Raw genomic sequence first — 19739 nt, forward strand, 5'->3', positions numbered from 1 at the left:
CAGGGGGAATTAGACCACATTAGGACTTTCTCAATTGATCCCGTAGCCCGGAAAACCGTTTGGTGGGACAGGAAACGGCTTTCGCCAATGCCTGGGCCGATCCCAGTACCGTGACTCGATGCCGGGCCCGGGTGACCGCGGTGTAGAGGAGTTCTCGGGTCAACAGCGGGGAATCCGGCGGTGGCAGAATCAGGACAATTTCGTCAAATTCCGAGCCCTGGGCTTTATGGACGGTCATGGCATAGGCGGTTTGGTGGGCGGGCAAGCGAGCCGGGAGGAAATGGCCTATGGCGCTGTCTTGTGGAAAAAAAACCCGAAGGCCCCGGCGCCCCATGCCGGCTATGCCAATGTCGCCGTTGTAAAGACCGGCCCGGTAATGGTTTTCCAGAATCATCACCGGCCGGCCGGGATACCAGTCGGGAATTCTGGTTGAATTGATCAAACCCCGTTCCAGGCTCCGGTTCAGGCCGGTCAGGCCAAACCGGCCCTGGCGATGGACGCAAAGCACTTGAAACCGCTCGAAAGCGGCTAACCCCTCGGCGGGATCGCAACATTGCCGCCACGGTTGCAGTTGCCGCTGTAATTCGGGGAGTGCCAAATCCCGGAGGCTGCCTGTCTCATACAAAGTAATATCGGGTGTGGATGGATCGCGCAGCAGTGCCAGCACTTCTTCGGTTTGTCCGGCATTGATTGCTTGGGCCATCTTTCCAAGACCTGCCGCCGCGTCGAAACGATAGCTGCGATCCAGAAAGACAATATTTTCGGTCAATACGCTTTCTCCGGCAGCGCAGATTTCCCCCAGTACCGCCCCCGCCTCCACCGACGCCAGCTGATCTTTATCCCCAAGTAATATCAGGCGGGTTTCCGGAGACACCGCTTCCAGCAATTTGGTCATCAATGCCAGATCAATCATGGAAGCTTCGTCCACCACGACGACATCAGCGGCTAAAGGATTGTCCCGGTGATGGCGGAAGTTGACCGAGTTGGCACGGTATCCCAACAGCCGATGCAACGTCTGGGCGCTGGCAGGCATCAATTCCCGTACTTGGCGGGAGATGGGCAGGCGACTGCCGGCTTGGGCCAATGCCTGCTGCATACGGGCCGCCGCCTTGCCCGTGGGCGCGGCCAGTTCAATTTGCAAATCTTGCCGCCATGTCAGCAATGCCGCCAGCAGTCCGGCAACGGTGGTGGTTTTGCCGGTGCCAGGTCCTCCGCTGATCAGGCACAGCGCCCGGTTGGCGGCGGTTTGCGCCGCGCGGCGCTGGGCTGGGGCACCTGGAAACAGAGACGATAATGTCCGTTGCAGCAAATCCGGGGGCGGAACCTCGATCTTGCTTTCCGCCTGTTCCTGTAATCGATGCGCCAGGCGGGATTCATAGTGCCAGTAACGGTGAAAATACAGCCGGCCCGCAGTATCCAGAATCAGGGGCTTGTCCTCGCCCGGCCCTCCCACCGCCGGACATTGACGCATTGATTCCAGCATCGGGGAAGACAACGGCAAGCAGACATGCCCTTCCCGAACCGCGGCGCTCAATTGCAGGACTTGCCGGCGAACGTCTTCCGGTTCGCCGCCGGCGAGCAAGTCCGCCAATTGGCGGTCCAAAGGCTCGAACTCCTCCTGACTTGCTAAGTCAGCCATTGTTCCAGCGCCTCAATCATTGCCCGGGACGGCCGGTCGCGGTAAATCCCGCATTGGGGACCGGTCTGGGACGTCATGCCCCGGAGGAAAAGGTAATAGACGCCACCAAAATGCTCGTCGTAATCGTAATCTTTAAGCCGCAGCTTCAAAAACCGGTGCAGGGCCACGGTATAAAGCAGATACTGCAAGTAATAATGGGCCTGGGCCACCGCTTCGGTCATGGCTTCTTCCGTGTATCCAGCGGGGCTAGCAGCCAGATAATTGGACTTGTAGTCCACCACCCAGTACCTCCCTCCCCTGCGGAAAATCAAATCCATAAAGCCTTTTAAATAACCCTGGACGGTGGACGCATTCAAACGGGCAGCGGCCCGGCGCAGAGTAGGGGACGGTAAATGATCGCTCAACAGGGCTCGCAAACGGTCCGCCTGGATTTCTCCCATGGGCAAATAAAACGCCATTTCGTTTATCCGGTCGCCATTGGGCAGTTGTTGCAGGCAAAAAAAGTCACCTTCTTCCAACGGCGTTGCTAAAACACCTTGCAGCCAGGGACACAAAATCTCCGGAGCAATCTCATGAAAGCCGCTGCGGGATAATGCCGGACTTATCACCATGTCCCACTGCTCCGCAACAGGTTGCGTAAAATCCAGATGTTCCAAAATTGCGTGCAGGCAGACGCCGGCTTTTGGACCGATGGGAAAAATCCTGTCTTCGTCCTCCGGTTCCCTGGGGACCAGTTGATCGTAATCCGGCTGTTCATGCGCCTGGCCGGACACCAGGCCGCTATAGCTGGTGACTTGCCAGGGTTGGGGAATCTTACCGGAGAAGCGCCTCGCCTTCCCTGTTTTTTCAGGCGCGGTTGAAGATGCCGCCCCTCTGATTTTGGGTTCCGGCAATGGGATGCTGCGGAGATTTCCCTCACAGGCATTTTCCAGAGCCTGCAAGTCCTCCGCCATCTGCCGCCAGGCAAAGCCTTCCTGGGTCAACTTTTCGCCATGCAACAACCAGCCAATGGAAGACTGATTGACGCTTTTGAGCCAGCCGGTGACCAAAGTGCAATGGCGCCTGGCCCGGGTCAGGGCGACATAGGCCAGGCGCAGCTCTTCCGCCTGTTGTTCTTCCCATGCCAGTTTTTTGTGCTGCCGCCAATCCGGGGACCCCAGTTCAAGGTGAGCTTGACAGCCTTGCCCAGGATCGTGAAACAAAAAAGGCGGTTTGATCCTCTTATCATCACCGCCATCCCAGAGAAAAGGGCAATAGACTATTTCGTATTCCAATCCCTTGCTGCGATGGATGGTGACAATTTGCACCAGTTGCGCGTCGCTTTCCAGACGCAATTCGGCATCATCGGGAAGGCGGATTTCCTCCCGGATCAGGCGCTGAAACCAGCGGATCAAACCCTCCATACCCCAGTTTTGCTGCAAATGCTGACGGTGCAGTAATTCCGCCAGATGCAGCCAGTTGGTCAGGCAACGCTCGCCGTCGAGGCGGTTGAGAAACCGGCCATGCACGTGTTGGCGCGCCAAAATGGCCTGAAACATGGCCATTACCCCCTGCTTGCGCCAGAGTTGCTGCCAATGCTGGAAACATTCGACCCATCCTTCCCAGCCGTCCGGCTGTTCCTCCAGTTGCAGTAAATCGTCTCCCGTCAGGCCAATCAAATCCGTCACCAGCGCCGCCCGCAGCCGTTCCTCGTCGTGGAGCCAGGCCACCGCTTCCAGCACCCGCAACAGGTCATCGGCCTGGGGCGTGGCGAACACGCTGTCATCGGTTTTCAGCACCGAGGCGATGCCCCTTGCCGCCAAGGCTTGGCGCATTTGTCCGGCTTGGGCGTTTTTTCTTACCAAAATGGCAATATCGCTGCCCTTGAGTTCGCCACTTCCCAGCAAACTGGCAATGTCATCAGCCACTGCCGCTGCAATTTTTTCTCTGGCCTCTTCTTTATTCCAAAATTTGTTCGCTTTATTCCTAGACTCATCTGTCCCCAGGGCCCAAATCCGCAGGGGCGGATAATCCAGCGGCGGAGGATCGCCTGCTTGCGCAGCTTCCACTTCGATATAAGATACCGCTTCCAGGCGGAAAGGGAGGGGATGACGGGTAAAAAGCTGGTTGAGGGCCGATACCAACGGCCGGGATGACCGCCAGTTGACCGCCAGGGTTTGAACATCCGGGGTTTCCCGCCTAGCCTGCAGATAAGCATACAAATCAGCGCCACGGAAACTGTAGATGGCCTGTTTGGGATCGCCGACAAAAAACAGCGATTGCCCGTGGCCGCCATAGATCGCTTGAAAAATCCGGTATTGGGTGGGATCGGTATCCTGGAATTCATCAATCAACGCCACCGGATAACGGTCCCTGGCCCATTGCGCCAGACTTTCTCCATGTTTTCCCTGCAATGCCTGATCAAGACGCAGCAACAGGTCGTCAAAGGTCAATACCCCCAATTGATATTTGCTGTCTTCCATATTCCGCCGTACTTCCCTGAGCGCCCGGCAGCGCCACGTGGCCTGGGCCCATTCGCGGGCCTTAAGCCACAGGTCATGAGTTTCTTGCCAGCGACTCAGGCATTCGAACCATTCATGGCGGGGCGGCTCTCCCTTGCACTTGGCTTGCAGTTCAGCGGGAGTGAATCTTTGGAGACATTCAGGCACCAACACCGGATCACCATTGACCAGGTTCTCTCCCACAATAGCCAGCCAGCGGGGTAAATTGCTTTTGGAATAGGAACGGCGGTTCAGAGCGGGATGGGTTGCCAGCAGTTGGCGGATTTCCGGTTCGCAACGGCGCCAAATCGCCGCGGCGGCTTCATGGGCTTGTTGAACAGCCTGCAAGGCGGTTTGCTCGTCAATTGGGGGCTGGCAACCCAAAAGCGGCAAATCCGGCTTTCCCAGCCAGTGGCGCAGTTGATCGGAAAGAGTTTCCGGCGTCGATTCATTCAGCCACGGCCAACCGTCTTCCAAATGCCGGCGGAAGAAGTCATAAACTGCCTCCAGCCGCAATTCGCTGTCATCCTTGAGGAGTTCGTTGTCAAAAGCAATGCCCGACTCCAGCGCGGTTTCGTTCAATAGCCTGCGGCAAAAGCCATGAATGGTGTAGACCGGCGCGTTATCAAAACTGCGGATGGCGCGTAGCAGCTTTCTTTGGGCCTCGTCAGACTGGTAGCGGGCAACCAATGATTGCAAAAATTCGTCCTCGCTGCTGTGGCCACAAAACGCCAACAGCCCATCCACCAAGCGTTCCCACAATTTGCCGCGCAGCTCTTCCGTCGCTGCCTCGGTAAATGTCACCACCAGAATGTCTTCCACCTGAACCTCGGTTTCCAGCAGCAACCGGAGATACAGGCCAGTCAAGGTCCAGGTTTTGCCGGTGCCGGCGCTGGCTTCAATCAGATGGCGGCCTTGAAGTTCAATGGTAGTGATATCCAACGGCTTCATTCCATTACCTCCCGGTGCCGCCACACCGTGGCCCACGCAGATTGACTCCAATAGACGAATTTTTCATCGAGGACGCTATCGCTCTCCTTGAACACCAGCCGGTGATAGGGTTCCAGCTTTTCTCCGGGAGATCTGTCATTGCCGCGCCAGGTTTGCAGAGCGTAGTTAAAGGCTTTTTCGTGCTGCCCTGATTCATCCCCCTTTCTTTTCCCGCGGGAAAAGGTTTTGGCAAAGCTGAATCCGCTTCTCAGAAACCAATGGAGCGGGTGTGTGTGGCCTTCCCGAAACCCCTGATAGAGAATTTCCAGGTCATCAACGGGCTGTGAAACCGGGGTCAATATTTCCTGCTTCAGCGTCAATTGCTTGTCAGGATAGACAAGCCTGGTGGTCTTGGGGGAATGGGCGCACATTAACAGATGTTCGATCCAGAACCGGACCCATTCATTGTCGTACGGTTCGCTCAACAGCAGTATGACCCGTTCCTTCCCGCCGGCACTTTCCAAACTGCCCATCACCAATAACCCTGACGGAAGCCCGGCTTCCAGGGCAAGGGGTTCATCTTCCCCGCTTTCGCCAAAAGCCGCCGCGTGCAGCTGGTTCACCAGCTCGGTTTCCCGGGCCAGTAAATGGCTGCCAGGCTTGCCATAAGGGAGCATGCCGTAGGCGCGCAGGCGTTTTTCCATGATTTCCACGGAATGCCCGGCTTCCAGATCGGCGAGGATGATTTTCCGGAGCCTGCGCGCATCGGATTTTTCCAGGCCGAACACCTCGCGTTCAGGAAGAACCGTGGGCGTCGGTCTTAAATTGATACCTAATTGCTTTTGGCAAAACCAGCGCACCGGATGGCGCCAAAAAGCAATCATATCGTCGATGGTTAACTGTTTTGGCGGGTCAGGCAGAGGCAGAGGGCAGGACAAAAACGGGCGCTCGGCGTTTTCGGTAGTGTTCAGGGCAAACTCCCGGTAAGTGAATAAACTGTCATCACTTAAATAACGGCGGCTGAAGCCTTGCAAGGGATGTTCCACCACCAATTGCTCGCGGGCAATGCCGTATCCCCGCTCGATATAATCCAGCAATTCGCTCACCAGCACCGAAGGCGGCAACCGGGTGTTGTCGCGCACACTCTGTCCAACGTAGCTGAGATAAAAATAATCCCGCGCCGCCAGCAACGATTCGAGAAATAGATAACGGTCTTCGATGCGCTGGGAGCGGTCGCCACGGCGGTATTCGCCGGCGCTGAGGTCAAAACTGTAACGGGATTCCGGACGGGGAAACGCCTTGTCATTCATGCCAATGAGATAAACTACCCTAAAAGGCACGCTGCGCATGGGCGTCAAAGCACAAAAAGTCACTTTGCCGGTTAAATAATTGGCCTGCTCCGGCTGACGGTTCAAAACGTCCAAAATCAGCTTTTGGAATAACGGGAAATCGATGGGGTCAGCATAGCCTGCCTGATCACATTGCTGTAGCAGGGCGTGGAGATGATTGCGCAACCGCTGGCGGCCTTCCTGCATCTGCTCTTGTTCGCCGATTAGCTGATCCAGCACGACCTCCAGGCACATTATCCAGTCGCCCAGCGTCAACTGCTCGTCGCGCCATGGGTGCAGGGCAAACAAATTCTCCGCCCAAGCCACAAAACGCCCCAGCGCCACCGCCAGACTCCCCTCTACTTCCGGGTAGGGGTAGTCATCGCCAAAGGGCTTGTCGCTATCAAATACCGCTCCCAGCAATAACCGCCGCAGGCCCAGCCACCAGGTATTTTCTGGGGTGGCGGGCAAGTCCAGCCGCCGGCGCATGGCTTCATCCACGCCCCAGCGAATCCGGGTTTCCTGGCACCAGTGGGCAATCCGCGCGACATTTTCTTCACTTAATCCCGCTTGCTCCCGGACTGGCTCGTAGTCCAGCAACGCCAGTAATCGATTCACCTCGAAGCGGCTGGTGGGCAATTCCAGCACCGCCGCCAGAATTTCCGCCACCGGCTCGCTGGTCAGCAGGGCGCGGTCGGCCAGGGCGTAGGGGATTTTGGGCTCGTGGGTGGCGAATACCGCTTCGATATACGGAGCATATTGATCCAGATTCGGCGTCATCACCACAATATCGCCAGGCTGCAGACTGGGATCGGATTGGAACAAATCCAGGAGTTGATCGTGCAGGACTTCCAATTCCCGCATGGGGGTATGGCAGCTATGAATGGAGAGGGACTTGGCAACGGCCACCGTGGTGGGCATGACAGTACGGTCGATCAAATCCAGAATATCGGATTGCAGGCAGTGGAGCAACGTCGCTGTGCCCGGTGCTTGAAAGGATTCGTGGGTTTGATCTTTTCCCAGCCCTTCCAGCAAATCAAAAAAATCCCGTCCTTGCCTGCCCCAGGATGCTAAAAGCGGATTACCCACTTCCAAAAAAGGCGCTACCGGATCGGGCGCTGCCAATTGGGTTCGCTCAGAGACAATATCCCCCCAATATTGGCGGCAGGGGTTGAGGAGAAAAAAATGAACGTCCAGATACTCGGATACCGCTTTGATCAAACGGAGATAACCGGGTGACAATTCCGCCAGTCCAAAAAAACTTACTCGTTGGGGCAATGATTGACGCTGCTCTAGAGAAAGGGTCTGCAAGCGCTCAAAAAACGCCGTTTGCAGTTCAATCCAGTGAGCCGCCTCGGACTGGCTTTTCAACAAGCGCCACAGCTTGGCCTGCCAGTGGCTTTTCTTGCCCTGCTCCCAAGCGGAAATCCAGTCGGGCCGGTAGAACAGATAATGATCGTAGATCCGCTCCAGCTGCCCGGCCAACCCAAACCGGCGAACACCATCGGCGCCAGCCAAATAACCCGCCAGTTCCGGAAACTTTTCCCCTTCCTTTTCCAACAAGGCCAGAATCCGCCACACCAACACGCCCGGTTGAAAAGGCGCGGTTTCCGGCAACCCCGCCAATACCCGGCGCAGCAGCCCCCACATGAATTCCGCCGGGAACAAAAACTCCAAATGGGCAGCCACGTTCAATTCCCTGGCAAGCTGCAGCGACAACCAGCGGGCCATGCCATAATTTTGCACCACTACTATCTCCGGCGCGAATACATCCGTCAGCGGCTGACAGTGAAGCTTGGCATATGCCAGCGCCAGATCCTCCAGCCGGTTGCTTTCGTGGGTAATGAGCATGGCTCAATGGGCAAAATTTCTATTTAGGCATCGATTCGGGCAGGCGCCCAGCATGGTTTTGCCTCTAGATTCCCGCTTTCGCGGGAATGACGCCAGAATTGAGGCGCTTAATCCACATCATTCCCGGAGAAAAAGCGGAATAAATCCGGTCATTCATCATACGGGACACGGTGATAAGTAAAGAGGTATAGCAGGCTTCTAACATCCTGCACTAACAGGCTTCCGGTTTGCGGTCCCGAAGTAGCAGATTTTTTACCCCTTCCCGGGGTGCCAATCCTTGATACAGCACTTGATAAACCTGTTCGACAATGGGCATTTCCACCCCCTTGGATTGGGCCAGCTGATAGACAAGCTTGGCAGTTAAAATGCCTTCAATCTGTTGGCCTATTTCAGCTTTGAGTTCGTCCAGGTTGCGGCCCTGTCCGAGGCCCAAACCCAAACGGCGATTGCGGGACTGGTTATCCGTGCAGGTAAGGATGAGATCGCCAACCCCTGCCAATCCCATTAAAGTCCTGGCCTTGGCGCCCATGGCTTCTCCCAGGCGCATCATTTCGGCAAGCCCCCGGGTAATCAGCGCGGCCCGGGCATTGGCGCCAAAACCCATGCCGTCGGAAATGCCAGCGGCAATGGCCAGCACATTTTTGACTGAACCGCCAAGCTGAACACCCACCAGATCGTCCGAAGTATAGACCCGGAAATACGCATTGTGTAAGAATTCCGCCAAATCCAGGGCAAATGGGGCATCAGGGGAAGCCACTGTGATAGCGGTTGGCAGGCCTTGCGCCACTTCCCGGGCAAAAGTGGGACCTGAAATTGCCGCCAGTGGCCGGGACGGACCCAACACTTCCGCCGCGACTTCGTGGAGCAACCGACCGCTGTCAGGATCCAGTCCCTTGGTGCCCCAGGCAACTCGGGTGGTTTCCGCCAAAAAAGGCTTGAAAGATTGCAGACAATCACGAAAACCGTGACTGGGCACCACAACTAAAAGAATTTCTTTCTCGTTAATAGCGGTTGCCAAATCGGTTTCAAAGTCGATCCGATGCGATAATGGCATGCCCGGCAAATAACGCTCATTGCGGTGGGAACCGGCAAGGGTGCGAATATGATCGGCATTGATATCCCATAAAGTAACGCCAAAACCGTTACTCGCAATAAGATTTGCCAGCGCCGTTCCCCAGGAGCCGGCACCCAGGACGGTGATCGCCGTTCCACTCATCAAGAAAAAAACCCTTTAGTTGGGCTTGCCGGTGGCGCCTTCTTGCTGGGCCTGCTGCTGCATTTTTTGGGCATAGATAGCCTCGAAGTTGACCGGCGGCAGCACCATAGGCATGAACCCGCCTTTCAATGACAGGTCGGAAACCACTTCCCGGGCATAGGGAAATAGCGTATTTGGACAATAGATCCCCAGCAGTGGCCCCATTTCTTCCTTTTCGAATCCTTGCGCGGCGAAAATACCAGCCTGAGCCACTTCCACCAGATAGGCGGTTTTCTCTTCCAGCTTGACCGTTACGGTGACGGTGAGCACCACTTCATAAACACCTTCCTCCAATTCCTGGGCATTGCTGGCCAGATTGAATTCCACATTCGGCTCCCACTTCTGGGTAAAAACCTGGGGGGAGTTAGGTGTCTCAAAAGAAACGTCCTTGACGTACACTTTTTGAATGGCAAATTGTTTTTCCACTTGATCGGCCATAAGTTATTTTCCCTTGTGTTTTTTGGGTTTAGTAATTGGCAGATTGGCTTCTTCCCAAGCCATCATGCCACCTTTGAGCATGGTGACTTTTTCAAAACCGGCTTTCTGCAAGGTTTTGCAGGCAGCCGGAGAGCGGGTTCCAGACTGGCAGGTAACGATGACGGGTTGATGCTTAAAAGGCGCTAACTCGTCAAGGCGCTCTTCCAGTTTACCTAGGGGAATCAACTTGGCATCGGCGATATGGCCTTTGTCCCATTCGCTGGGCTCTCTGACATCGACAACGACAGCGTCTTCCTGATTGATTAGCATTACCGCTTGAAGCGGGGTGACCAGTTTATATTTTCGCGTCAAACTTTCAAGTAAATCACGCACCAATAATACGGTAACCACTGCAAATCCTATCACCAAATAGAGGTGATTCCCCACAAATTCAAAAAAACGCTCCATGCTGGTTCCTTAATCTTTTATTGTTCAATATTCAATGATGGCGGCAAAAAACTTCCCGGATCATGTCAATCAACTTGATGGTACGTTGATCATCGATCTGGTAATAAACACGATTGGCTTGCTTATCAAAACTCAACAGTCCCTTGTCCCGCAATATCGCCAAATGCTGCGAGACGTTACTCTGGGTGGTTCCAACCTTGTCGACAATTTCTTGTACACTGGCGGCGCCGTCACCCAAAGTGCATAATATTTTCAATCGTAAGGGATGTGACATGGCTTTCAAGCATTTTGCCGCATGGATGATATCTGCTTCGTCAGCTATGAGCATTTTTGACATAGATCTACCGGCACTAAATAATTTACACAAAAAGGCAACCACCCGGAATTAGTCCAGGAGGTCACTTAATCCCACCACCATTTGATGATGAGATACGTTATTATAACGATTTTCGATGCTCATGCTTTGGTAAAAAAACCATATTCTTATACTGTCTGATATGCCGCCATGAAGGCAGCGTAAAATTATAATGCAAAAGAACTTCGGTTTTTTTGGCGCTTTAGGGGAACGCTGAACAATTCATCCGGGAATTCCCGGCACAAAAAATCAATCGCTTGCAGCGCTTGATTTTGGCGGCACGCCCTTGTTCCGCGAGAAACCCTGAATAAATCAGGCTTTCCTTGGCATAACTTACTTAAACTCTTTCTCAGGGAGGTTACTGTTGAATAAGAAACGCCCCAAACCCCTTGTTCTAATTGTTCTGGACGGTTTTGGCTATAGTGAAACACGGGAACACAATGCCATCGCCTTGGCTAATACACCCGTTTGGGATAAGCTCTGGAATGAATATCCCCATACTCTGCTCCATTCCGGGGGACTAGCCGTGGGACTGCCTGAAGGGCAGATGGGGAATTCCGAAGTCGGTCACCTACATCTGGGCTGTGGCCGGTTATTACCCCAAGAGCTGGTGCGCATTAACCTGGCCATTGAAGACGGCTCGTTTTTCAAAAACCCCACGCTTTGTGACGCAGTGGATCGTGCGTTGAAAAATGGCAAGGCTCTGCATATCCTGGGGCTTCTGTCTCCCGGGGGCGTCCACAGCCATGAACTACAAATCCAGGCCATGGCAGAGCTTGCCGTAAAACGGGGTCTGGACAAAGTCTATTTACATGCGTTTCTCGATGGCCGCGACACTCCCCCCAAAAGCGCTGGTGAATCTATCCGCCGCACCCAGGAAAAACTGGAACAATTGGGTCACGGACAAATCGCTTCCCTCACGGGGCGTTTTTACGCGATGGACCGGGACCAGCGGTGGGAAAGAACAGAAGCCGCTTACAACCTGTTGGTTTTAGGGGAAGCAGAATACACTGCCCCCGATCCTTTGACCGGACTGCAAATGGCTTACGAACGCGGCGAAACCGATGAATTCGTCCAACCCACCGCCATCGTTCCACCAGGCGACGTCATGCACGTGATCGAAGACGGTGATGTGGTGGTATTCATGAACTTCCGCGCCGACCGCGCCCGCCAATTGACCCGGGCCTTTATCGAAAAAGATTTCGATGGGTTCAAGCGCAAACGAGTGCCCAAACTGGGAGGGTTCGTCACTCTGACAGAGTACCACAAGGACTTTGATGTCCCCGTCGCCTTTCCGCCCATTGAAATCACCAACAGCCTTGGCGAAGTACTCTCCAAAAATGGCTTGACCCAGTTGCGTTTGGCGGAGACAGAAAAATATGCCCACGTCACTTTCTTTTTTAACGGTGGGGTGGAAGACCCTTTTCCAGGAGAAGAAAGGATTTTGATTCCCTCCCCCAAGGTAAGAACCTATGACTTAAAGCCGGAAATGAGTGCTTTTGAAGTGACGGAAGTCATGGTAGAGTCCATCGAAAAGCAGAAATTCGATGTCATTATATGTAACTATGCCAACGGCGATATGGTTGGCCACACCGGCAATGAAGCCGCCGCCATCAAAGCCATCGAAGCCTTGGATCAGTGTTTGGGGAAAATCACCGTTGCCTTGGATCACGCTGGCGGGGAAATGCTGGTAACCGCCGATCACGGCAATGCCGAACAAATGTTGGATCCTGAAACCGGCCAGCCCCATACCGCCCACACTCTCAATCCCGTCCCTCTGGTTTATTATCGGGGTGAATCGGGGACACTCAAAGCGGAAGGCGGCAGCCTGGCGGACATTGCCCCTACCATGCTGGATATTTTAGGGCTGGAAAAACCCCAGGAAATGACCGGCCAGTCTCTGCTTCTCAAAAAATCATAGGCATTAAATACTACCGTGACCCCTCGGGAATCTTTAAACAGGCCAGCAATTCGAGCTTGTCTCGGGTTGCTGGCTTTTATTTTTTGCCTCGCCGCCAGTGCCGCGGACCAAAAGAAGGATTTATCCATCTTGGATGGAAAAATCCGCGCACTGCGTCAACAAATGACCCAGCTTTTCTCCAAACGGCAGTCACTGGAGAATGAACTGGCAAAAATAGAAAAACAAAGCGGGCATCTAGCAAAAAAGATCCGCCGCCTAAAAAGCCAATCCATCCAACTCAAAGAAAAGAAGCATGATATAGAGAAAAAACTGGCCCGGGAAAAAGCAGCGTTAGACAGGCTTAAATCCCAATTAGCCCATAATATTCGCGCTGCCTATTCGATAGGTAAGCAAGAACCTCTCAAATTATTGCTGCACCAAAATCAAGTCGCCACCTTAAGCCGGACACTGACGTATTACCGTTATTTCAACCGTGCGAGACTGGCAGAAATTGCGCAGGTCAAACAGCAGCTGGCGTCTATCCAAGCCCTGACAAAAAGCTTGGAGCAAAAAGAGAGCCACCTTCAATCCGTGCTAGAAGAACTCAAACAAGAAAGGCTCGCCCTTGAGCAATTGAAAAAGAGTCGGAAAAAACTTCTATCTCTAATAAAATCCAAACTCAAAACCCAAAAAGACAAACTGGCTCAGCTTCAAAAAAATAAACACAATCTAGAAAAACTGATTCAAAAAGCCCAGCAAGCGTCCACATTTTTACCTTCCATCAATCAAGGCAAACCTTTTCACCAACTGAAAGGCCAACTCCATTGGCCGGTAAAAGGCAAGCTTGTTAGACGCTTCGGCAGCCGCAGGTCAAGCGGCACCCGATGGGAAGGGGTTATCATTCAAGCCCCTGAAGGCACACCTGTGCGCGCCATCTACCCCGGACACGTTATATTTGCCGATTGGCTCAAGGGTTATGGCCTGCTTTTAATTCTCAAACACGACAATCAATTCATGTCCATCTATGCTTTCAATCAAAGCTTGATGAAAAATGTGGGCGATCCCGTGGAAGCGGGTGAAATTATCGCTACGATAGGCCGCAGCGGCGGACGTTCCAGCCCAGGATTGTACTTTGCCATCCGCAAAAGCGGGAAACCCATCAACCCGGAGCGATGGTGCCGCAAGACCAAACGGGGTAGAGTAAGTTGATTCCAGGCACAATTATCAAAAAGATGTCATAATTAGCAAGTTTAAACTTCATTTTTACTTTGTTGCGTATACCCATAACTGGAAACACGGACTGGTTTTAAATTTTCTGGGAATTTTCACGTAGCGGCATCTTACATGTACGCCCTACCATGGCACTGGGAAATTATGGGTAACAGGAACTGAGGAAGTCTGACTTCTTTTTTTAAAGTTCACTATAGACAAAGTAACAATGTTTTTTTCCGGCAATTTATATTTAAGGAAGATCGATGCGCAAGACCACGAATCTATTTTTAATTGCACTAGGCGCTTTTTTGGGCATTCTGCTGGGAACCTGTGGCAGTGTCCTAGCGGAACGGGAGGCTAAAAAAGCCGAGACCATCCCCTTTGTTGAGCTAAAAACCTTTACTGAAGTTTTTGGCCGGATTCAACAGGATTATGTAGAGCCTGTTACTGACAAAAAATTGCTTGAAAACGCCATCCGTGGCATGTTAACCGGGCTTGACCCCCATTCCAGTTATTTATCGCCCGATCAATACAAGGAGCTGCGCATCGGTACCACTGGTCAATTTGGCGGACTTGGAATTGAGGTCACGATGGAAAATGGCTTTGTCAAAGTTATCGCCCCCATTGACGATACCCCGGCGCAAAAAGCTGGCATCAAACCCGGCGATTTAATCATCCGCTTGGATGAGAAACCGGTCAAAGGTATGTCGTTGCAAGATGCGGTAAAAATTATGCGCGGCAAACCAGGTACTGATATTGTCCTGACCATCGTCCGGGAAGGGGAAGACAAACCCCTGAAGATCAAAATCACCCGGGATATCATCAAAATCAAGAGTGTTAAAAGCAAGCTGCTGGAAAAAGGCTATGGTTACCTGCGCATCACCAGCTTTCAATCCCGCACCGGCAGCCAGATGCTCAAAGAGATTAAAAAACTTCGGAAAAAAGGCGATCTGAAAGGCATCGTGCTGGATTTGCGCAACAATCCAGGCGGCGTGCTCAACGCCGCCGTGGCTGTCAGCGACGCGTTTTTGGACCAAGGCTTGATTGTCTATACCGATGGCCGGATTGAAGACGCCAAAATGAAGTTTGAGGCGACCCCGGGTGATATTCTCAGAGATGTCCCCATGGTAGTACTAATCAATACAGGTTCCGCTTCCGCCTCGGAGATTGTCGCTGGCGCCCTCCAGGATCACAAACGCGCCATTATCATGGGGCAAAAATCCTTCGGCAAGGGATCGGTGCAAACCATTCTGCCTTTGAGCAATGGCGGGGCCATCAAGCTCACCACAGCCCGCTATTACACCCCTTCTGGTCGCTCAATTCAGGCCGAGGGCATTGTGCCGGATATTCCCTTGGGAACCATACGGTTGGAAACCATTGCCGAAGCAGAGGAATTCAAACCCCTCACTGAAGCTGATCTTTCAAGGCATCTAGAAAATGGCACCAAGCCAGAAAAAGAGAAAAAAGAATCGGGCAAACAGGAGAAGAACGACAAGGAAAACGAGATGCTTCTCAAGGACTATCCTTTACATGAAGCGCTTAATGTTCTGAAAGGTATCAATATTGCCAAACAGAGCTTGAAGAAATAAGCACCCGAATTGGCACAAGGAAGTGCCAATACGAAAAAGCCGTCCCAAAGGACGGCTTTTCATTATCTTCTGACAGTATCTGCTAATTCGCAATTATATTTTGCGGCTCAACAGCAACCCGGGACCATCCACAGCCGGTTGATACCGGACAGAAAACAATTCTAGCTGCGAAAGAACTTGCTCCAAAGGCTCAGGGCCTTGATACTCAAAAGCGTTGACGCCGACCCTTGCCATGTAATAAACCTGATCTGCCAAAAAATCCCCGCTGACGCGGATTTCACCATTAAATCCATAACGTTCCCGCAATAATCTCGCGTAAGAAAAACAACGGCCATCGGTAAATTTCGGAAACTCCAGGACAATTAACTGCAACTGATCAAGGTCGTCCCTCAGTTCATCCAGGGGTTCTATTCCGCTCAAACGCACACCAATTTCACCGTCCCTGCTGACTAGAACCTCCTTTTCCACCTGCCAACGGGCAAACGGTACAGAAATCTTACCGTTAGGTGGTATTTCCTCATCGCTTAAATGACGCCACGCATCTTCGACGATAGCACGGTCTTTAATGATTCGCATACACGCGCTCCTTAAATGGCTCAATGCCTACCCGGCGCACCATATCAAGAAAGGGTTCATCTTCCTGTCTTAAGTCCACATAGGTCTGAATGATCGTTTCCATCGCCGTAGCCACTTGATCCTTGGCCAACGCTGGACCTAGTCGTGTTCCCAGGGACGCGTCATCAGAAGACGAACCGCCCAAGGTCAACTGATACCATTCTTCACCTTTTTTATCGACACCCAAAATGCCAATATGACCAACGCTGTGATGACCGCATCCATTCATGCAACCAGACAGATTGACACGAATTTCCCCCAAATCATACAGATAATCCAAGTCTTCAAAACGGGCATGGATTTCCTTGGCGATAGGAATCGAGCTAGCGTTGGCCAACGCGCAATAGTCCAGACCAGGACAGCAAATCATATCGGTGAGTTTGCCAATATTCGGGGTTGCGAGAGTGAGATCGGCGAGGGCTTGCCATAACGCATACAGCTCGGATTCACGCACGTCGGAAAACACCAAATTCTGCGTATGGGTCACCCGCACCACGCCAAAGCTGTAACGATCCGCCAAATCCGCAACCGCATCCAATTGTGAAGCCGACATATCCCCCGGCGCCTCCCCTGGCGGCTTGAGGGATAGAAACACAACCCGGTAACCCTTCACCTTGTGTGCTACCGTATTGTGGGTGTACCAGGCGGAAAAAACTTTATTTTGCTGACGTTCTTCCTGCCATTTCACCGGCGCGGCAGATGAATCATAGTCGGGTCTAACAAAGCGGTTTTGATACCACTGGACAACCGAGTCCTCCAGCAACAATTTGTCCTGGATAGTTTGCCAGTGATCTTCCACTTGACGACGGAACTCCTCCACCCCCATTTCTTTAACCAGGATTTTAATCCGCGCCTTGAATTTATTATCCCGACGGCCATGAAGGTTATAAACCCGCAAAATGGCTTCCAAATAGGAAAGCAAATGTTTTTTCTCGAGAAAAGGACGGATCACCTGGCCGATAATTGGGGTACGTCCCAGCCCTCCTCCGACAATCACTTCGAACCCCACTTCACCCACATCGTTTTTCACCAGGCGCAAGCCAATGTCATGGACCCGCACTGCCGCCCGATCACGAGAAGCGCCGGTGACCGCTATCTTGAACTTACGCGGCAGAAAAGCAAATTCAGGATGCAAGGTAGACCATTGCCGGATAATTTCACAATAAGGTCTGGGATCTTCCACCTCATCGGCACACACGCCAGCCAATGGATCACTAGTTGTATTACGGATACAATTGCCACTGGTTTGAATCGCATGCATCTGGACTTTAGCTAAATCAGAAAGTATGGCGGGAACGTCCTCCACTTTTGGCCAGTTAAGCTGAATATTCTGGCGGGTAGTGAAATGCACAAAACCCTTGTCGTAAGTGCGCGCGATGTGGGCAATCATCCTCAATTGCCGGCTCGACAAATGACCATAAGGCACAGCGATACGCAACATCGGGGCATAACGCTGAATATATAGGCCATTTTGCAGCCTCAGGGGCAAGAACTGCTCTTCGGTCAGCCGCCCTTCGAAATAGCGCTTCGCTTGATCTCTAAACTGCTCTGCGCGTTGCTCTACTAAGAGCTGGTCCCGTTCATCATATTGGTACATGGTCACCCTCGTTTAGCCATAGCAGCATAATTCACTACCTTAGCCTTATAATTATCCCCCGGCTTCTAATAAAAAAAAATAATAAAAAACGCTATAACTAAAACGCAAATGAATATAGCCTCATTGGTACCAATATTATTTGTCCTCTTTATATCTTAAGTAACTGAAACAAAAGAGTGACTATCACAGTAGCCGGGCCTCTTCACCCTTACAGGCAAAAAAAACCCGCCATAAAGGCGGGTGTCCAGTCACATGACTTAATTTGGAGGAGTCTTTCAATGGAAAATCGTGTCAGCGGAAAATCCTTCCGCTTCTAGCATGTCTCGCATCTTTTTTACCGCTTCCATCTGGATTTGGCGAACACGCTCACGGGTAACCTGCATTTCCCGGGCAACTTGTTCCAAGGTGGACAATTCGTAACCCCAAAGGCCATACCGGCGCAATAACACTTCCCGATGTTTTTCTGGCAACTGTTTTAGCCACTGGTCCATCCGTGCCCGCATGGCGTCTTCTTGAACGGTTTCTTCCGGCCCGTCGACGGCTTCATCGGTCATAATTTCCAACAAGGGCTTATCCGATTCCTTGCCATAGGGTACATCCACCGAGCTGGTGCGCTCGTTGAGTTTCAGCATTTTCTCGACATCCTTGACCGGCTTGTCCAGAAATTCAGCAATATCTTCTGCGGTGGGATCCCGATCAAGCTTTTGCGCCAATTGCCGTTGCGCTTTCAGGTAAACATTCATTTCCTTGACGATATGAATCGGCAAGCGAATCGTACGTGTCTGGTTCATCAACGCCCGCTCAATGGTTTGACGGATCCACCAAGTGGCGTAGGTAGAAAATCTAAATCCCCGGGCCGGCTCGAATTTTTCTACCGCGCGAATCAGGCCCAAATTACCTTCTTCAATCAAATCCAACAAAGGCAAACCGCGGTTTAGATAACGGCGGGCGATCTTAACTACTAGGCGGAGATTACTTTCAATCATTTTTTTCCGCGCTGCTTCATCGCCTTCGCGGGCCAATGTGCCGTAATGCTTTTCGTCATCTGCGGTTAATAATTGGGAACGGCTCAGCTCATTTAAATAGATGCGGGTGGCGTCAAATTGAGCGCTCGTCTCCACTGGCACTTCTTCGGCAACCGGGCTCGCCTCCGCTTGCCATTCTTGAGCCAAATCAGTTTCAGTTATTTCTGCTTCTGCTGTGTTCATTTCAAATACTTGTTCAGACATCCCCATTTCCCCGTTGTGGTTTCAACTGCCTCGAGTTATCGCCTTGGTAAATAATGCAAAGGATTGACCGGTTTGCCACGCTTACGGATCTCGAAGTGCAACACACTGCGCCTCCCTCTGCCCTGGCCGACTTCCGCAATAATCTGGCCTTTCTTCACTCTTTGGCCTTCCTTGACCAGGAGCCGGCGATTATTGCCATAAGCCGATAAGTAAATTTCATCGTGCTTAACGATGACGAGATTTCCATATCCCACCAAACCGCTACCGCTATAGACGACGCTTCCATTGCCAATGGCCCGAACCGGAGTCCCCGGTGGCGCCTTGATATCAATCCCTTTGCCGCCTGTTTGGTGAAAATTCCTTACAATCACCCCCTTTAACGGCCACTGCCAAACAACCTTTAGCTTTTTTTTGAAATTTTTTTTAATTTTTTTGGATTTTGGTCTACGGGATGCTTTAGTGGACTTTACAGAAGGCCTGCGCGACTTGGCGGGCGGGTGGAGATGAAGGCGTTGGCCACTGTATATCGTATAGGGGGAGCGAATCCGGTTCCAGCGCGCCAATGTTTTATAATTGAGTCCTGCCCGGCGGGCGACGGAATAAAGCGTATCTCCTGTTTTGACCCGATAATGGCGTCCATGAATGGGCGTCGTATCGACACGCTTGAACAAAGAGGAGCCGCCACAGCCTGACACTAACAAAAAGAATACAACCACCCCACCCCAGCGCCTCAGCACTTGCTTTTTAATTGGCCAAAACAAAGCCGAAGAGGCAGGGACAAAAAACACTGCGATCTTGCAAATTAAATTCAAGTCTCTTATTCTTTAGTGCTTTTCTTTGAATTGGCGGGGCCGGAAGAGTGGCCAAAAATCAC

General features: G+C 52.3%; 14 protein-coding genes. 3 read left to right on the forward strand and 11 right to left on the reverse strand.

Going from position 1 to position 19739, the window contains the following annotated elements; translation table 11 throughout:
• Positions 1–19: 19 nt before the first annotated feature.
• The 7 genes from AXA67_13645 to AXA67_13675 form a co-directional block, all read right to left on the reverse strand.
• Positions 20–1639 (reverse strand): hypothetical protein, encoded by a 1620-nt coding sequence (locus AXA67_13645; protein KXJ40075.1) that lies wholly within the window; start codon positions 1637–1639, stop codon positions 20–22.
• Positions 1627–5070 (reverse strand): hypothetical protein, encoded by a 3444-nt coding sequence (locus AXA67_13650; protein ID KXJ40076.1) that lies wholly within the window; start codon positions 5068–5070, stop codon positions 1627–1629. The genes AXA67_13645 and AXA67_13650 overlap by 13 nt, the downstream gene beginning before the upstream one ends.
• Positions 5067–8228, reverse strand: a complete 3162-nt coding sequence (locus AXA67_13655; GenBank protein KXJ40077.1) for a hypothetical protein — start codon at positions 8226–8228, stop codon at positions 5067–5069. Before AXA67_13655 ends, AXA67_13650 begins: the two co-directional genes overlap by 4 nt.
• A 211-nt stretch (positions 8229–8439) precedes the next feature.
• Positions 8440–9444, reverse strand: coding sequence for a glycerol-3-phosphate dehydrogenase (locus tag AXA67_13660; GenBank protein ID KXJ40078.1), 1005 nt, complete (start codon positions 9442–9444; stop codon positions 8440–8442).
• A 15-nt stretch (positions 9445–9459) separates the two neighbouring features.
• Positions 9460–9921 carry a preprotein translocase subunit SecB gene (locus tag AXA67_13665; protein ID KXJ40079.1) on the reverse strand — a complete coding sequence of 154 codons (462 nt, stop codon included), beginning with the start codon at positions 9919–9921 and terminating at the stop codon, positions 9460–9462.
• Between the two features lie 3 nt (positions 9922–9924).
• Positions 9925–10368, reverse strand: coding sequence for a sulfurtransferase (locus AXA67_13670; GenBank protein KXJ40080.1), 444 nt, complete (start codon positions 10366–10368; stop codon positions 9925–9927).
• A gap of 31 nt (positions 10369–10399) precedes the next feature.
• The gene (locus AXA67_13675) at positions 10400–10705 is read right to left on the reverse strand and encodes an ArsR family transcriptional regulator (protein KXJ40081.1); all 306 of its coding nucleotides are present in this window, start codon (positions 10703–10705) and stop codon (positions 10400–10402) included.
• Positions 10706–11087: 382 nt separating this feature from the next.
• Between AXA67_13675 and AXA67_13680 the strand changes: the two genes are divergently transcribed.
• The 3 genes from AXA67_13680 (at position 11088) to AXA67_13690 (ending at position 15424) form a co-directional block, all read left to right on the forward strand.
• Positions 11088–12644, forward strand: coding sequence for a 2,3-bisphosphoglycerate-independent phosphoglycerate mutase (locus AXA67_13680; protein KXJ40082.1), 1557 nt, complete (start codon positions 11088–11090; stop codon positions 12642–12644).
• Positions 12645–12710: 66 nt separating this feature from the next.
• The gene (locus tag AXA67_13685) at positions 12711–13832 is read left to right on the forward strand and encodes a hypothetical protein (protein ID KXJ40083.1); all 1122 of its coding nucleotides are present in this window, start codon (positions 12711–12713) and stop codon (positions 13830–13832) included.
• A gap of 266 nt (positions 13833–14098) precedes the next feature.
• Positions 14099–15424, forward strand: coding sequence for a peptidase S41 (locus tag AXA67_13690; GenBank protein ID KXJ40084.1), 1326 nt, complete (start codon positions 14099–14101; stop codon positions 15422–15424).
• A gap of 93 nt (positions 15425–15517) precedes the next feature.
• Here AXA67_13690 and AXA67_13695 read toward each other — a convergent pair whose 3' ends face one another.
• The 4 genes from AXA67_13695 to AXA67_13710 all read right to left on the reverse strand — a co-directional run bounded on the left by AXA67_13695 (position 15518) and on the right by AXA67_13710 (position 19677).
• Positions 15518–16000, reverse strand: a complete 483-nt coding sequence (locus tag AXA67_13695) for an oxidoreductase (protein ID KXJ40085.1) — start codon at positions 15998–16000, stop codon at positions 15518–15520.
• The gene (locus AXA67_13700) at positions 15987–17636 is read right to left on the reverse strand and encodes a sulfite reductase (protein KXJ40086.1); all 1650 of its coding nucleotides are present in this window, start codon (positions 17634–17636) and stop codon (positions 15987–15989) included. Before AXA67_13700 ends, AXA67_13695 begins: the two co-directional genes overlap by 14 nt.
• A 275-nt stretch (positions 17637–17911) precedes the next feature.
• Positions 17912–18871 (reverse strand): RNA polymerase sigma factor RpoS, encoded by a 960-nt coding sequence (locus tag AXA67_13705; GenBank protein KXJ40087.1) that lies wholly within the window; start codon positions 18869–18871, stop codon positions 17912–17914.
• Between the two features lie 29 nt (positions 18872–18900).
• Positions 18901–19677 (reverse strand): hypothetical protein, encoded by a 777-nt coding sequence (locus AXA67_13710; protein ID KXJ40088.1) that lies wholly within the window; start codon positions 19675–19677, stop codon positions 18901–18903.
• Between the last annotated feature and the right edge of the window lie 62 nt (positions 19678–19739).

Source organism: Methylothermaceae bacteria B42 (assembly GCA_001566965.1).
GTDB lineage: Bacteria > Pseudomonadota > Gammaproteobacteria > Methylococcales > Methylothermaceae > Methylohalobius.

Bases quoted from the DNA above. Each gene is read 5' to 3' on its own strand.
- AXA67_13645 (KXJ40075.1), bottom strand. From the start codon at position 1,639: ATGGCTGACTTAGCAAGTCAGGAGGAGTTCGAGCCTTTGGACCGCCAA.
- AXA67_13650 (KXJ40076.1), bottom strand. From the start codon at position 5,070: ATGAAGCCGTTGGATATCACTACCATTGAACTTCAAGGCCGCCATCTG.
- AXA67_13655 (KXJ40077.1), bottom strand. From the start codon at position 8,228: ATGCTCATTACCCACGAAAGCAACCGGCTGGAGGATCTGGCGCTGGCA.
- AXA67_13660 (KXJ40078.1), bottom strand. From the start codon at position 9,444: ATGAGTGGAACGGCGATCACCGTCCTGGGTGCCGGCTCCTGGGGAACG.
- AXA67_13665 (KXJ40079.1), bottom strand. From the start codon at position 9,921: ATGGCCGATCAAGTGGAAAAACAATTTGCCATTCAAAAAGTGTACGTC.
- AXA67_13670 (KXJ40080.1), bottom strand. From the start codon at position 10,368: ATGGAGCGTTTTTTTGAATTTGTGGGGAATCACCTCTATTTGGTGATA.
- AXA67_13675 (KXJ40081.1), bottom strand. From the start codon at position 10,705: ATGTCAAAAATGCTCATAGCTGACGAAGCAGATATCATCCATGCGGCA.
- AXA67_13690 (KXJ40084.1), top strand. From the start codon at position 14,099: ATGCGCAAGACCACGAATCTATTTTTAATTGCACTAGGCGCTTTTTTG.
- AXA67_13695 (KXJ40085.1), bottom strand. From the start codon at position 16,000: ATGCGAATCATTAAAGACCGTGCTATCGTCGAAGATGCGTGGCGTCAT.
- AXA67_13700 (KXJ40086.1), bottom strand. From the start codon at position 17,636: ATGTACCAATATGATGAACGGGACCAGCTCTTAGTAGAGCAACGCGCA.
- AXA67_13705 (KXJ40087.1), bottom strand. From the start codon at position 18,871: ATGGGGATGTCTGAACAAGTATTTGAAATGAACACAGCAGAAGCAGAA.